This window comes from Massilia sp. Root133, from assembly GCF_001426525.1.
Lineage (GTDB): Bacteria > Pseudomonadota > Gammaproteobacteria > Burkholderiales > Burkholderiaceae_D > Telluria > Telluria orientalis.
In genome coordinates this window covers 36,118-49,990 of record NZ_LMEW01000034.1, presented here as the reverse complement: position 1 = coordinate 49,990, position 13,873 = coordinate 36,118, and the positions used below count along the sequence as shown (strand labels likewise).

Sequence of the window (13,873 nt, the reverse complement as noted above, 5' to 3'; positions counted from 1 at the left end):
AACCAATGAACGCACCTGATCGATACGCGGTGATCGGCCATCCGGTCGCCCACAGCAAGTCACCCCAAATCCACGCCGCGTTTGCCGGGCAGACCGGACAGAATCTTGCCTATGAGCGCTTGCTGGCCCCGCTGGACGGCTTTGTCACCGTCATGCGCGGTTTCGTGGCGCAGGGCGGCAAGGGTTTGAGTGTGACCGTACCCTTCAAGCTCGAGGCGCACGGGCTGGCCGACATGCTGACCGCGCGCGCCCGTGCGGCCGGCGCGGTCAATGCCCTGCATATCGTCGACGGACGTATCGTGGGCGACAACACCGACGGCGCGGGCCTGGTGCGCGATATCGAACACGGCGCAGGTGTCGCGCTCGAGGGCAAGAAGGTCTTGATGCTCGGCGCGGGCGGTGCGGCGCGCGGTGCCGTCCTGCCGCTGCTGCAGGCGGGCACGGCATCGCTGACGATCGCCAATCGCACGGCAGCGAAAGCGGCCGGACTGGCTGCCGGGTTTGCCGCGCACGGGAACATCCTGGCCCGCGATTTTCATGCCCTGCAGGGCGGCTTCGATGTCGTCATCAACGCCACGTCGGCCAGCATGGACGATCAGTTGCCGCCGGTGCGCCCGGATGTGTTCGCGTCCGGCGCCCTGGCTTACGACATGATGTATGGCAGGGAGCCAACCGTGTTCATGCGCTTCGCGGCCGAGCACGGCATAGACACGCGGGACGGCTTGGGCATGCTGGTCGAACAGGCAGCGGAAGCCTTTCTACTGTGGCGCGCAGTGCGCCCCGACACGGCGCCGGTGTACGCCGCACTGCGTGCCGGCGACCAGTGCACATCCCGGCAAGCGGAACAATTTCAATCGACTATTTAACCGGACCAAAACATGACTCAAGCAGTATCCCGCAGCACATTAGACACCCTCAAGACCGTCAGCACCGCCACCCTGACCTCCTTGCTGTACAAACGTGGCTTTCGCAATGTATTCATTCAGGGAGCGCGCCCGCTCAAGCCCGGGCAGCGCCTGGCCGGACCGGCTTACACCTTGCGCTACATCCCGTCGCGCGAGGATCTGGACGGCATCGAGACCTTCCGCGACCCGCGCCATCCGCAGCGCGTGGCGGTCGAGGAGATCCCCCCTGGCGCGGTGCTGGTCATGGACTGCCGCGGTGATGTCTCGGTGGCGTCGGCCGGCAGCATCCTGGCCACGCGCATGCAGGTGCGTGGCGCGGCCGGCATTGTCACCGACGGCGGATTGCGCGATGCCAGCGGTATCGCCCAGCTCGATATGCCGGCCTGGTGCGCCGGCGCCTCGGCGCCGACCAACCTGATCCGTCACCATGCGTTGGACCTGAACGCGCCCATCGGCTGCGGTGGGGTGCCCGTGTATCCCGGCGACATCATGGTCGGCGATGACGACGGCGTGGTATGCATCCCGGCCCACCTGGCCGAGGAGGTCGCGCGCGACGCGCTCGAGATGGAGCGTTTCGAGGACTTCGTGCTGGAACAGGTGGCAGGCGGCGCATCGATCATCGGCCTGTATCCCGCAACGGCTCCAGAGACCTTGCCGCTCTATGAAGCCTGGCGGGCACGCCGCGGCGCCAAGTAAGGACGGCACCCGGCGTGCGGGGAAACGGACTGGGGGAACAGTGGCGTTTCCTTCGATGCGGCGCACCGGCGCTTCCAACCAACATGCAAGGATCCAATGGCTCACATGACAAACACACGCGGCGTCGACATGGTCGCCGACGTTCGCTGCAGCGTGGGGGAAAGCCCGCTGTGGTGCACCGAACAGGCCGCATGGTACTGGGTCGACATTCCGGCCAGGACCATCTGGCGCCTGGATGCGGCGTCGGGCCGGCTCGACACCTGGCAAACGACGGAAATGGTCGCATCGATCGCGCTCAAGCAAAGCGGCGGCTTGATAGCGGGCATGGAGAGCGGCATTTTCAGCCTCGAACTGGGCAGTGGCCCAATGGCTGCCCAACGGAAGCTCGCGGCGCCGGCCGGGGGCCTGGGTCGCGGCATGCGTTTCAACGACGGTCGTTGCGATCGCCAGGGGCGATTCTGGAGCGGCACCATGTGCGCGGATATCGCCGCCAACCGGCCGCTGGGCAACCTGCATCGCTACACCGCGCAGCACGGTGTATCGGCGCCCGTCGTCTCGGGCCTGCTGGTGCAGAACGGCCTGGCCTGGTCGCCCGATGGGCGTACCATGTATCTGTCCGACTCGCATCCCCAACGCCAGCTGGTGTGGGCATTCGACTACGACGTCGACGACGGCATGCCGAGCAGGCAGCGCCTGTTCGTCGACATGAATGCGCTTGCCGGGCGGCCGGACGGGGCGGCGGTCGATAGCGACGGCTGCTACTGGATCTGTGGCAATGACGGCGGGTGCATCCTGCGCTTTACGCCTGATGGAAGGCTGGACAGGCGCATCGATGTACCGATGTTGAAACCCTCCATGTGCAGCTTCGGCGGCGCCGGGCTCGACACCCTGCTGGTGACGTCCATCTCCGCCGGCAAGGCCGAGGGGGACGACTGGGCCGGGGCGGTCGTCCTGCTGCGCCCTGGCGTCACAGGCGTGGCGGAAACCCTGTTTCACGGTTGAGCGCACCGTACCGGGTTACCGCGACTGATACGTGACGATGCCGGGCGAACCCGGCATCGTCACGGCACTGTAACGTTACAGTGATCCGCCGTGGAAAAGCTGCCGCTGGTTCAGAACGAGTAGGTCGCCCGCAGGTTGAACGCGCGGCCCACCGGACTGGCTTGCCCGCTGAGGTAACCCTCGTTGCGGTAGTTCGCGGCCGGCGGATCGCGGTCGAACACGTTGTTCACCCCGGCCATGATCGACCAGTTGCGCGACCCCGTGTAGGCGAGCGACCAGTTCACCAGCAGGTAGGGGTCGATGCGGTGGTAGAACAGGGAGCCGGCGTTCAAGTCTTCGAAGCTCTGCCTGTACTGCTCCGACAGCGTCGAGCTCCAGTGGCCGCCGCTGCTGCGCCATTTCTGCGACGCCGTGTAGCGCCAGCGGTAGGTGAACACGTTGGCGTCGAGCGGGCCGAAGGTGTTGACGCTGTCGATCCAGGGGCTGTCGTTGGTCAGGCGGGTGCGGAAGCTGTGCACGTAGGTGCCGTCGAACTGGAGGCCGAAGGTGCCCCAGCGCGTGCGCGGCAGCGTGTAGGTGGCCGTCACGTCGATGCCGTCGGTACGCTGGCCGCCCATGTTGTTCAGGCGGTCGTCGATGTACAGCAGGGCGTTGGTCTTCGGATCGCGTACGAACAGGCTCGCATACTGCGGCTGGAACAGCGTGGCCTGCGCCATCTGGCCGATCGCGTCGCGCAGGCGCACATTCCAGTAGTCGAGCGAGACCAGCAACGATCTGGTCGGCGTGAGCACGACGCCGAAATTGATCGTACGCGACTTCTCGGGCCCGATCGAGGGGTTGGCGCCGGTGTTGATCGGGAGCCTGGCGGTGCACACCGTGGTGGGCGAATAGCCGGGCAGGGCGGTGCCGCCCGAATTGCCGCCTGGCGCGCCGCCAGGGCACAACAGCGGGTCGTTGTAGGTGGTGGTCGTCACGCCGGTGGGACCGTTGACGGCGCCGAAGTAGCGCTCGCCCAGCGTCGGCGCGCGGAAACCCGTGCCGACCGCGCCGCGCAGCATCAGCCAGTCGGACGGCTTGTAGCGGAAGCTGATCTTGGGATTGGTGGTGCTGCCGAAGTCGTTGTAGCGGTCCGTACGCACGGCGACGTCGACGTCCAGTGCCTTGGTCAGCGGCGCGTCCAGTTCCACATACATCGACGCGACGTTGCGTGACGCGTGCACGTCGACCGCGGCGGTGGCGGAGCCGGTCTGGCCGCCCGACAGCGCGACGGTCGGCGGCACGAACGAGCGGCCAAAGTCGTGATAGGTCGTGGCGCCGGCGGCGACGGCCAGCGGGCCGCCCGGGAGCCGCATCAGTTCCCGGCTGACGGTGAGGTCGGCGCCGGTCAGGCGCGTCAATCCCTTGCCGGCCAGTTCTCCGTCGGTCGAGATACTCGCGAGGTAGGCTTTCCCCTTGTCGTCCTGCAGGCCGAAGGGATTCAGGACGCCGTTGGCCACGCCGGCCAGGAGACCATAGCTGTTGACGAAGCCGGAACGGAATGAGGAATTGGTCGCGTAGACCGCGTTCCATATACCGACCTTGTAATCCCAGGCGCCAAGGCGGCCTTCGTCCTCGAGCGTCACGCGCGACTGCGACTTCTGGTAGTTCAGCACGGTCGGGCCGAGGTCGCCGATCAGCGACCAGGCCAGCGTCAGCGTCTGGTCGGTGATGCCGGCCATCGCGGGCGTGATGCCCTTGCCCGGATAATACGGGCTGCCCGGCGTGATGGTGAGGGCCGGGAAATTCTGGATCGAGGCGTCCAGGCCCGTGGTCGGGTTCTTTACCGGACGGACATAAATCGTGGAATACAGCACCGTGGCCGTCAGCTTGTTGTCCTCGGATAGCATCTTCGAGCCCTTGAGGAACAGCGAGGACTGCTTCTTCGCCGTGGTCAGCGTCAGCGTGTTGGCGTTCGCGATCGCCGAGCAGGTGTTGCTGGTGCCGGGCTTCGAATACGGCGGCAGGCAGCCGCGGTCGAAATAGGGGTTGCCGGTGATGGTCTTGTTGCCGACCTTGGTCGAGCCGTTGGCCAGCGTGACGTTGGCCGGCACCGCGTTGGTGCCCTTGGTCAGGTGCGGCGCCGCGAAGCCGGCGCTCATCAGCCGTTCGGTACTGGTGATGTTGGGGCGGGCGTCCTGGCCGAGCGGAATGTTGTTGTTCAGGTCGCCTGTGACGTAGACATTCCAGCCGTCGCTCGATAGATTGCCCTTGCCGGCGATGAAGGAGAGCCCTTCGGTCTCGCCGCCGCCGCTGCGCTGCGGCACGCTGCCCTTGACCGTGAACGAGGCGCCGCTGTGCGCCTTCCTGGTGACGAAGTTGATGACGCCGCCGATGGCGTCGCTGCCGTACACCGACGAGGCGCCGTCGCGCAGCACCTCGGTGCGGTCCAGGGCGCTGACAGGGATCGTGTTCGGGTCGATTGCGCTGTCGGACAGGCGCTTGCCGTCGAGCAGGACGAGGGTGCGTGCGGTCCCGATGCCGCGCATGTTCGCGCCGTTGCCGTTGCCGGCGCCGGTGGCCGGCTCGTAGTCGGCCGCGGTCGACATCGACATCAGGATGTCGGCAACCGTGATCGCGCCCTGGGCGACCCAGTCCTCGGCCTTGGTGACCGTGACCGGCAGCGGCTGGTCGGCGGCGGCGCGCTTGATGCTGGAACCGGTGATCTCGACTTTGCTGACCGTGTCCGCGGCCGGCGTTTGCTGGGCGCGGGTTGCGGGCGCCAGGCCCAGCAGGGCCAGGGTGACTGCCGCGGCGATCGGCGCGCGGGTGAACTGGCCGGGGTGAATTATCGTATGCAAAACCTCTTCTCCTTGGTGTTGTAGTTGGTTTATTTGGCAGTGCGCGCAGCCAGCCACGTGTCGAAGCGTGCGCGGGTCGCGGGTGCCGTCGGCGGATACAGGCCGATGATGCTGGCGCCGTGCGCCACTTCCTCGAGCACGAAATCCTCGAAGCGCTCCTGCTCGGCCCCGTCGCGCGCGACGTCGTGGGCCAGGTGGGCCGGGATGCAGACCACGCCATCGTCGTCGCCGACCATGATGTCGCCCGGGTAGACGGCAACCCCGCCGCAGCCGATCGGCGCATTCAGGTCGAGCGCGTGATGGCGGATCAGGTTGGTCGGCGCCGACGGGCCCGAGCACCAGGCCGGCATCTCCAGGCGCGCGATGCCTGCCGCGTCGCGCAGGCCGCCGTCGGTCACGATGCCCGCGACCCCGCGCACCTGCATGCGGGTGGCCAGGATGCTGCCGGCGGACGCCACCGAGGCGTCGCCGCGGCAATCCATCACGAGCACGGCGCCCGCCGGAATTTGTTCCACGGCGACGCGCTGCGGGTGGCCCGGGTCGCGGAAGACGTCGATGCCGTCGAGGTCTTCGCGCGCCGGGATGTAGCGCAGCGTGAACGCGGGACCGGCCATGCGCTGTCCGGTCTTCAGCGGCCGGGCGCCCTGGATGAACACGTTGGCCAGGCCGCGCTTGAACAGCTGGGTGGTCAGGGTGGAGGTGGAGATCGTCTTCAGCGTCGCCAGCAGGTCGGGGCCGATCGGCAGGCCGGGGGCGGTCATGGCTGGTCTCCTTCGCGCTCGAAGACGGTGTTGGTGAAGGCGACGTGCTCGGCCGTGATGCGCTTGGCCGCGTAGTAGCGGTCCCATTGGGCGCTGCTGATCGTGTGCTTGCCCGTGTCGGGGTCGAGCGCCTGCAGATAATCGCCGAACTTGAAATAGATGGCGCGCTCGTCCGGCTTGATGCGGGTGTGTCCTTCGCGCCGCACGCCGTCGGGACCGACGACCGCCACGCGCGCATCGCCGCCGGCGAACCGGATGTCCAGGTCGAACGGCTGGCCGGAGCGCACCGTGCCCAGCGCCGTGGCGGCCTCCTTGCCGTCCGTGCCGGACATGCGCACCAGGATGTCGAACACGCCGTTCCCGCCGTTGCCGTCCAGGCCCTGGCGGTCGGCCGTGTCCTGCACGTAGACTTTGACGATGGTGTCCAGGCCTTCGACGTGGTACTGGGCGACGATGGTCTTGGCACCGTCCGGCAGCTGCGGCGTCACGCGCGCGGCGAAATGCTCGCGCGTCTGCGCGGCGCTGCGGCGCAGCCCGGCGGCGATCTTCAGTTCGTTGCGATAGCCGTGGCCATGGCCGGAATCGTACTTCGAGTCGAGCGCGCTGAAATGCAGCGTGCCGTCGTAGGGCGCCGCGTATGGCGTCCTGCCCTCGACGTCGAACAGGCGTTCCAGCGCGCCGCGCGGCGTGAAGGCCGGCGCGGCGGAAACGGGATGCGGGGCGGTCGCCAGCGACGCCAGGGGCAGGGCGAAGGCCAGGCTACGGGCGGCGTTCTTCATTTGAGCATCTCCTGAAGCAGCGGCTGCATGGCGTCGGCCCACAGCTGGTAGCCTGCGGGACCCGGGTGCAACTGGTCCGGCATGATGGTGTTGGGGATCTTGCCGTCCTGGCCCAGGAACACGGCGTTGATGTTCAGGAAGCGGATGTCGCGGCCGTTGTCCAGCAGGGCCAGGTCGCGGTTCACGGCGTCGATGGTGCGCATGCGCCTGGCGGCTTCCTCGACGCCCGCTTCGGTCACCGGCTTGCCGGTGCGGTCGCGCGGGCCGCGCGGAAAGATGCCGAGCACCAGGATCTTCGTGTCCGGCAGCTTGGCGCGGATCATGCCGACGATCTTGCGGTCGGCCGCCGCGATCTCCTCGGGCGGGTAATCGAGGCTGTTGTTGGTACCAAGCATGAAGACCACGAGCTTTGGCGCAATGCCGTCCAGTTCCCCGTGCTCGATGCGCCAGATCACGTGGTTGGTACGGTCGCCGCCGATGCCGAAATTGGCCGGCTGGTACTTGCCGTAATAGGTCTCCCAGATGTGCGGGGCGATGTGCCAGCGCTCGGTGATCGAGTCGCCCAGGAACAGCAGCCCGATCGGGCCGCTCTTCGCGCGCGCCAGGATGGCTTCGTGTTTTTTCAGGAACACGCCGTCGTCCTTCTTCTCGACCGCCTGCGACGCGCCGGGTTGGTCCGAAGCGGCTTGCGCGTGGAACGGGCTGGCCGCGAGCGCGAGCGCCAGCAGCAGGGAATTACAAAACGCAGGTTTCATCGAGGTCTCCAGTCTTCTTGTGGGATGGGCGGGGCTGCACGCGATCGACGCGACCGCCCAGCCAGAGGGATAGGTATACGAGGGGCAGCAGCAGCGCGCCCAGGATGAAGAAGGGCGTGTAGTCGCCGCCCACGGTCAGGACCGGCACCAGTTGCATGCAGACGATGACGCCGAGCACGGCCGAGGTGCCGCTCAGGCCCGCCAGGGTACCGACGGTCTGGCCGGAGTAGAAATCGCTGGGCAGCGTCTGGATGTTGGTGATGGCCGCCTGGAAGCCGAACAGGATCACGCCGATGGCGAGTACCGCCAGCACTGGCGTGGCCGCCGCGGCGCTCAGGATCAGGGCCGGGAACATCAGCAACAGGCCGGCCGCGATCACCGACTTGCGGGCCCGGTTCACGCTCCAGCCGCGGGCCAGCAGCCTGCCGCACAGCCAGCCGCCGGCCAGCGCGCCGACCGCGGCGCCGACGTAGGGCACCCAGGCGAACATGCCGATCTCCTTGACGTCGAAGCCGAAGCGCTCGTTCAGGTACAAAGGCAGCCAGCTGACGAACAGCCACCAGACCGGATCGATGAAGAAGCGCGCGGCGATCACGCCCCAGCTCTGGCGATGGCGCAGCAACTGGGCCAGCGTGGGGACGTATTCGCCCTGCGTCGTTTCGGCGTCCCGCGGGCCGGACAGGATCAGTGCGCGTTCGTCGGCGCCGATCCACGGGTGCGCGGCCGGACCGGCCTTGTACACGATCAACCAGGGCACGATCCAGATGAAGCCGAGCGAGCCGATCAGCGCGAAGGTCGCTTTCCAGCCGTACGCCGCATACAGCAGGGCGACCAGCGGCGGCGCGATCACGGACCCGAGCGACGCCCCGGCGCCGAAGATGCCCTGGCCGAGCGCGCGTTCGCGCACCGGAAACCATTCCGCGATGGCCTTGGTGGCGCCGGGCCAGTTGCCGGCTTCGCCCACGCCCAGCATCGTGCGGAACAGGCCGAACGACAGCGCCGAGCGCGCCACGTAGTGCAGTGCGATCGCGCCGGACCAGACCAGGATCGACAGCACGAAGCCGATCCGCGTGCCGAGGGCGTCGAACACCTTGCCGAACAGCGACTGGCCGACGGCATAGCCGATCAGGAAGATCGTCACGATGTTGGCGTAGTCGCGCTTGTCCATGCCCAGTTCGGATGCGATGCCGGGCCACATGACCGCCAACGCCGAGCGGTCGATGTAGTTGATGATCGTCGCCACCGCCACCAGCGAGATGATCAGCCAGCGCAAGCCTTTGATGGTTTTCATGCCTGTGTCTCCATATTGATTCTCGTCCTGCCGGGGCGGGCCGGTGCTTCGGCCAATTGCGCTCGGCGCGGCAAACCTTCGCAGTCGCCGCGGAACTGCACCACGCGGGCGCCGATGGCGCAGCCGCGCGCCGCCGCGGCGCGCAAGTCCAGGCCGTCGAGCAGCGAACTGATCACGCCGACCGCGAAGCCGTCGCCGGCGCCGACCGTGTCGACGACGCGGGGCACCGGCACGCCGGGCACGACGCCTGCCTCCACGTCGGCGCCGGCGACGTAGGCGCCTTCCGCTCCAAGCTTGACGACCACCTGCCGCACGCCCCGTTCGAGGTAGTAGCGGGCGATGCCGGCCGGGTCGTCGCAGGCGGTGAGGAGCCGCCCCTCGGCCAGGCCCGGCAGCACGATGTCGGCTGCGCAGGCGAGCGCGTTGACCGTCTCGATCATCGCGGTCCGCGATTGCCACAGGCGCGGCCGCAGGTTCGGGTCGAAGCTCACCGTGCGGCCGCCGGCGCGGGCCTGGCGCGCCAGGGCAAACGCCAGCTCCCTGCAGCCGCGCGACAGCGCCGGGCAGATGCCCGTCAAATGCAGCAGGCGCGCGCGTCCGAAATCGCTGTCGGGCGCCGGCATGTCGCGTGCCGACAGGCGACTCGCGGCCGAGCCGCGGCGGAAGTATTCGACCTCGGGATCGGCGCCGTCGGCGGCCATCTGTTTCAGCATCAGGCCGGTCGGGTAGCGCGCGTCCATCGACAGGTGGCGCAGGTCGAGCCGCTCGTCGGCCATGAAGGCGCGCAGGTAGCGCCCCGGGCTGTCCTGTCCCAGTCTGCCGATGTAGCCGACGTGGAAGCCCAGCCGGGAGAGGCCGACGGCGACGTTCAATTCGGCGCCCGCGGTGGCGCGCTCGAATTCGCCGACGGCCTCCAACGGGCCCGGCGTGCGCGCGATCAGCAGCGCCATCGCCTCGCCCACGGTCACGACGTCCGGAACCGTCATGGGCGGCGCTCCGCGATCGACAGCGTGGTCACGAGCGTGGCGTCGCGGCTGGCGGGCAGCGACAGCCGCAGCACCGTGCCGCGTTCCTCGGTCGGGCCGCGGTCGACGTGGCCGGGCGGTCCGGCGGCAACCACGATCCCCGGTTCGATCACGGCCTTGGCGGCCGCCGTGCCGACGTCGACCGCCAGCGCGGCCGGGGCGCCTTGCACGAGGTAGCGATGGGCGCCGGTCCTGGCGATGGCGCCGTCGCCATGGACCTGCGCGGTCAGCACCACGGGCTTGCTGGCGCGCAGCGTATCGGTCACGGTCCACGCGCCGCGGGCATAGCGGAAGCGCCGCTGCAGCTTTTCCACGCCGAGTTCGGGGCGGTAGGCACCGGCCAGGTCGGCGACGAGCTCGGCGCCGTCGCGGCCCAGTCTGACGCTGGCGAAGCGGATCGCGTCCAGGCGGCCATACGGGTAATCGCGGAAGGCGTCGTGGCCGCCGCCCTCGTTGGCCTGGCCGTGGCCGTCGATCAGCAGCGTATTGCTCAATTTGCTGGTCGGGATACCGGCATAGCCCATCGGTCCGGTCAGGTAGGTGCCGGCCCCGTACAGGATGAAGCTGCCGGCGTCGGGGTGCGCGTGGCCGGTCTCGAGATGCCAGTCGGGCAGCTTGCCGATCAGCGACGCGACATGGTGGCCTTCCGGCGGTCCGGCGCGGAACGCGAATGCGGTGGCGCGCGGCGTCCAGTCGCTGCGCCAGTACACCGTGCCGAGGTCGTCGAAATGGTGGTAGGGCGGCAGTGCCGCCATCGGCGCGGCCTCGATGGCCGGGTCGCGCCACAGCAGGGTCCAGAAGTCTTCCGCGCAGACGTGACCGAGCGAGGCCATCCAATCGGCCACGCCTTGCGCCTGCGGGTCGGAAAAGCGCGCGGCCAGCCGGTACAACAGGTTGTAGTTCGAATTCAGCTTGCCGCCGGGGTGCGTGCGCGCCGGCTCCTCGCCCTTGCGGGAGCGCGTGACCGGACCCTCGAACACGTCGCCGAAATCGTACACGTCCTGGCCGTTGGGCGTCAGCGAGTGCGCGATGTACAGGTGGGTGCGGCGCAGGGCCGGCGTATCGTACATGTCGTCGCCGGCGGCGTGGGCGAAGGCATCCAGCGCGTGGACGATCCACGGCATCGAGAAGATCCAGTACTCCACGCCTTCGTAGAAATACCCGTCGGGCGAGGCCACGTCGAGCACGCGGCTGAAGATGGCGCGCGCCAGGGCGGCCCAGCGCGCCGCGTCCGGCGTGTCGTCCCACAACGCGTAGGCGGCCACGGCGAGGCCGGCGACCGGGATGAAGCAGTGGTTCTGGCTGTACGAGTACGACTTGCCCGGCGCCGGCATGAAATGCTCGGCCAGGATGCCGGCCTGGCGCACCAGCTTGTCGCGGTAGCGCGTGCGCTCGGCCGGTTCCAGTACGTCGTACAACAAATCGTAGCCCGCGCCCAGGCCGTACAGCAGATGGCCGGCGGCCAGGTCGATGTCGGGTTTGCTGTAGGTGTAGCCCCATACCGGGTAGCTGACGGCGGCGTCCATGTAGCGCCGGGCGGCGTCGAGGTAGCGGGCGTCGCCCTCGATGCGGTAGGCCAGGGCCGCGCCGATGATGCCGATCGCGGTTTCGTTCTGCGCGCGCCGTTTCTGCGCCGGCGCTTCTGCCGGCGGCTGGCGCAGGGCGACCAGGCTGGCCAGCGCGGCCTGCCATTGCGCGCGGTCGCTGCCCCTGGCGCGCCGGCGCAACTGGTCCAGGCCGTCGGCGGTGACGAATACGCGCGGATGCACGCCCTGCAGCTCGCGGCGCAGCGGTGCCGGGTGGGAAGCCATGAGGGTCTGCAAGGGATGCGGACCGGCCGTGGGCTTGCCCTGGCCGGTGCCCAGCGATTCGCGTTCGTCCTGGGCGAGGGCGTTTTGCAGGGCCAGCGCTGGCAGCGACAGGCCGGCGCCCAGGAAGCGGCGGCGTGTGAAGGTGGAATTCATCGCGTGCTCCGTTCCGGTCAGTACAGGCCCAGGCCGCCGTTGACCTGGACGATCTCGCCGGCCAGGAAGGCGGCGCGCTCGGAGGCCAGGAAGACCACGACATTGGCCACGTCCTCGGGCGCGCCTTCGCGCCGTACCGGCGTGCGCTCCGCGATGGCCTGGCGGTTGGCCGGCGTATTGAACGTGTCGTGGAACCGGGTGGCGATCAGGCCCGGCGCCACCCCGTTGACGCGGATGCCCAGCGGACCGGCTTCCTTCGCCAGCGCGCGCGTGAACCCGGCCACGGCCGCTTTCGACGCGGCGTAATGGGTCGAGCCCGGGCCGCCGCCGTCGAAGGCCGCCAGCGACGACATCGTGACGATGGACCCGCGCCGACGCGGCTCCATGCGCCGCATGGCCGCCTGGCAGATCGCGAAGGTGCTGGTGAGATTCAGGTTCACGGCGTCATCCCACAGGGACTGCGGCATCTCGGCGACGCGGCAGCGCTGGATCAGGCCACCGATGTTCGCGAAGACGACGTCGATCTCGCCGATCACGTATTCGGCTTCGACGAACACCCGTTCGGCCGCGCCGCTATCGCTCATGTCTGCCTGGATCGCATGCGCGCGCCGGCCCATTGCGCGAATCTGCGCCACGACTTCGTCGGCCTCGGCGCCGCTGCTCCAGTAGGTCAGTACGACGTCCGCGCCCGCCTGCGCCAGCGCCAGCGAGCTGGCCTTGCCGATGCCCGATGCGCCGCCGGTGACCAGCGCTTTTTTTCCGATGAGTTCCATATCCTTTGTCTTCCTCTTCATGGTTGTGGTGTTGCTAGGTACGCGGTGCGGCGGTCGAGGCCCGGACGACCAGTTCCGGTGCGAACAGGCCGCCGTCGTCGGCCGTGGCGGCGCCCGGTGCCACGATACGCTGGACGGCGGCGTCCGCCATGGCCTGGATCGGCTGGCGCACGGTGGTCAGGGGCGGATCGTGGGCGACCGCGAAAAAGATGTCGTCGATGCCGATCAGCGAAAAATCGCGCGGCACCTGTTTGCCCAGCTGCCGCAGGCCGACGCCGATCCCGATCGCCATCATGTCGTTGATGCCGATCGCCGCCGTCGGCCGGCTCGCGGCCGCCAGCAGGCGCGGCGCTGCGCTGCGCCCCAGTTCGAACAGTTGGGTATCGCCGTGCGGGTCGCGCGGCGCCTCGTTCGCGTCCGCGATGATCAGTTCGCCGGTGAGCCCGTTGCGCGCGACGGCCTGCTGGAAGCCCTTCAGGCGATCCTGGCGGTTCAGCGTGTACGGCGGCGGCGTCACCAGCGCGATCGACCGGTGCCCCAGCGAGGCCAGGTGCTCGACGGCCAGCGCGGTGGCCGCGACGTTGTCGACCGAGACGGTGGTGATGCGGTCGTGGTTGTCGCCGGAACGCCGGATATCGAAGGCCACGACCGGACAGCGCGTGGCGATCGTCGCGAGGTGGTCGGTGTCGTTCAGGGCCGATCCCGTGACGATGCCTTGCGCGCCGTAGGCCAGCAGGTCGGCCGTGACGGCGCGCTCGCGGTCCGGGTCGCGGAAGGTGCTGAAGGTCATCACCTGGCAGCCATGGCGTGCGGCCGCCGTTTCGATCGCGCAGGCCAGGGCGCCGAAGAACTGGTTGGCCAGCGACGGCACCAGCAGGCCGACCATGGCCGATACGCCGGTCTTGAGCTGGCGCGCCGCGCTGTTGGGGCGGTAGCCCAGCTGCGCGATCGCCTGCCCGATCTTGAGACGGGTGTCCGGCCGCATCTGTTCCATCCGGTTGTTCAGGAAATTCGAGACGCTCGTGGTCGAGACACCGGCCAGCCTGGCGACGTCCTGGATTCTGGGTTCGTTCATGGTGTCGCCC

The 13,873-nt window shown here is 68.7% G+C and carries 12 protein-coding genes; 3 read left to right on the top strand and 9 right to left on the bottom strand.

Translation table 11 applies throughout. The features are described from left to right. The first annotated feature begins 5 nt into the window (after positions 1 to 5). The 3 genes from aroE to ASD28_RS24745 all read left to right on the top strand — a co-directional run bounded on the left by aroE (position 6) and on the right by ASD28_RS24745 (position 2,603). Positions 6 to 866 carry a shikimate dehydrogenase gene (gene aroE / locus ASD28_RS24755; RefSeq protein ID WP_056134935.1) on the top strand — a complete coding sequence of 287 codons (861 nt, stop codon included), beginning with the start codon at positions 6 to 8 and terminating at the stop codon, positions 864 to 866. Between the two features lie 12 nt (positions 867 to 878). After that, entirely contained in the window at positions 879 to 1,601 is a 723-nt protein-coding gene (locus ASD28_RS24750; protein ID WP_056134933.1) for a ribonuclease activity regulator RraA, read from the top strand. A 105-nt stretch (positions 1,602 to 1,706) separates the two neighbouring features. Further along, positions 1,707 to 2,603, top strand: coding sequence for an SMP-30/gluconolactonase/LRE family protein (locus ASD28_RS24745; RefSeq protein WP_056135913.1), 897 nt, complete (start codon positions 1,707 to 1,709; stop codon positions 2,601 to 2,603). Positions 2,604 to 2,713: 110 nt separating this feature from the next. Here ASD28_RS24745 and ASD28_RS24740 read toward each other — a convergent pair whose 3' ends face one another. The 9 genes from ASD28_RS24740 to ASD28_RS24700 are packed head-to-tail and all read right to left on the bottom strand — an operon-like array spanning position 2,714 to position 13,863. Further along, positions 2,714 to 5,440, bottom strand: coding sequence for a TonB-dependent siderophore receptor (locus tag ASD28_RS24740; RefSeq protein WP_056134930.1), 2,727 nt, complete (start codon positions 5,438 to 5,440; stop codon positions 2,714 to 2,716). A gap of 29 nt (positions 5,441 to 5,469) precedes the next feature. Next, positions 5,470 to 6,201, bottom strand: coding sequence for a ribonuclease activity regulator RraA (locus ASD28_RS24735; protein ID WP_056134926.1), 732 nt, complete (start codon positions 6,199 to 6,201; stop codon positions 5,470 to 5,472). Beyond that, a complete protein-coding gene (locus ASD28_RS24730; RefSeq protein WP_056134924.1) occupies positions 6,198 to 6,980 on the bottom strand; it encodes a polysaccharide lyase family 7 protein in 783 nt (260 codons plus the stop codon). The genes ASD28_RS24735 and ASD28_RS24730 overlap by 4 nt, the downstream gene beginning before the upstream one ends. After that, on the bottom strand, positions 6,977 to 7,735 hold the full coding sequence (locus ASD28_RS24725) for a GDSL-type esterase/lipase family protein (RefSeq protein WP_056134921.1): 759 nt from the start codon (positions 7,733 to 7,735) through the stop codon (positions 6,977 to 6,979). The genes ASD28_RS24730 and ASD28_RS24725 overlap by 4 nt, the downstream gene beginning before the upstream one ends. Next, positions 7,716 to 9,026 (bottom strand): MFS transporter, encoded by a 1,311-nt coding sequence (locus ASD28_RS24720; protein ID WP_056134920.1) that lies wholly within the window; start codon positions 9,024 to 9,026, stop codon positions 7,716 to 7,718. Before ASD28_RS24720 ends, ASD28_RS24725 begins: the two co-directional genes overlap by 20 nt. After that, positions 9,023 to 10,012, bottom strand: coding sequence for a sugar kinase (locus tag ASD28_RS24715; protein WP_056134917.1), 990 nt, complete (start codon positions 10,010 to 10,012; stop codon positions 9,023 to 9,025). Before ASD28_RS24715 ends, ASD28_RS24720 begins: the two co-directional genes overlap by 4 nt. Next, entirely contained in the window at positions 10,009 to 12,015 is a 2,007-nt protein-coding gene (locus ASD28_RS24710) for a DUF4962 domain-containing protein (protein ID WP_056134914.1), read from the bottom strand. The genes ASD28_RS24715 and ASD28_RS24710 overlap by 4 nt, the downstream gene beginning before the upstream one ends. Before the next feature lie 17 nt (positions 12,016 to 12,032). Continuing rightward, complete coding sequence (locus ASD28_RS24705) at positions 12,033 to 12,788, bottom strand: SDR family NAD(P)-dependent oxidoreductase (RefSeq protein WP_056134911.1); 756 nt, start codon at positions 12,786 to 12,788, stop codon at positions 12,033 to 12,035. A gap of 34 nt (positions 12,789 to 12,822) precedes the next feature. Beyond that, positions 12,823 to 13,863 carry a LacI family DNA-binding transcriptional regulator gene (locus ASD28_RS24700; RefSeq protein ID WP_056134908.1) on the bottom strand — a complete coding sequence of 347 codons (1,041 nt, stop codon included), beginning with the start codon at positions 13,861 to 13,863 and terminating at the stop codon, positions 12,823 to 12,825. Positions 13,864 to 13,873 lie beyond the last annotated feature (10 nt).

What these genes read in the sequence shown, in the direction of transcription:
- aroE (WP_056134935.1), top strand. Translation starts at nt 6, where the DNA reads ATGAACGCACCTGATCGATACGCGGTGATCGGCCATCCGGTCGCCCAC.
- ASD28_RS24750 (WP_056134933.1), top strand. Translation starts at nt 879, where the DNA reads ATGACTCAAGCAGTATCCCGCAGCACATTAGACACCCTCAAGACCGTC.
- ASD28_RS24745 (WP_056135913.1), top strand. Translation starts at nt 1,707, where the DNA reads ATGACAAACACACGCGGCGTCGACATGGTCGCCGACGTTCGCTGCAGC.
- ASD28_RS24735 (WP_056134926.1), bottom strand. Translation starts at nt 6,201, where the DNA reads ATGACCGCCCCCGGCCTGCCGATCGGCCCCGACCTGCTGGCGACGCTG.
- ASD28_RS24730 (WP_056134924.1), bottom strand. Translation starts at nt 6,980, where the DNA reads ATGAAGAACGCCGCCCGTAGCCTGGCCTTCGCCCTGCCCCTGGCGTCG.
- ASD28_RS24725 (WP_056134921.1), bottom strand. Translation starts at nt 7,735, where the DNA reads ATGAAACCTGCGTTTTGTAATTCCCTGCTGCTGGCGCTCGCGCTCGCG.
- ASD28_RS24720 (WP_056134920.1), bottom strand. Translation starts at nt 9,026, where the DNA reads ATGAAAACCATCAAAGGCTTGCGCTGGCTGATCATCTCGCTGGTGGCG.
- ASD28_RS24715 (WP_056134917.1), bottom strand. Translation starts at nt 10,012, where the DNA reads ATGACGGTTCCGGACGTCGTGACCGTGGGCGAGGCGATGGCGCTGCTG.
- ASD28_RS24710 (WP_056134914.1), bottom strand. Translation starts at nt 12,015, where the DNA reads ATGAATTCCACCTTCACACGCCGCCGCTTCCTGGGCGCCGGCCTGTCG.
- ASD28_RS24705 (WP_056134911.1), bottom strand. Translation starts at nt 12,788, where the DNA reads ATGGAACTCATCGGAAAAAAAGCGCTGGTCACCGGCGGCGCATCGGGC.
- ASD28_RS24700 (WP_056134908.1), bottom strand. Translation starts at nt 13,863, where the DNA reads ATGAACGAACCCAGAATCCAGGACGTCGCCAGGCTGGCCGGTGTCTCG.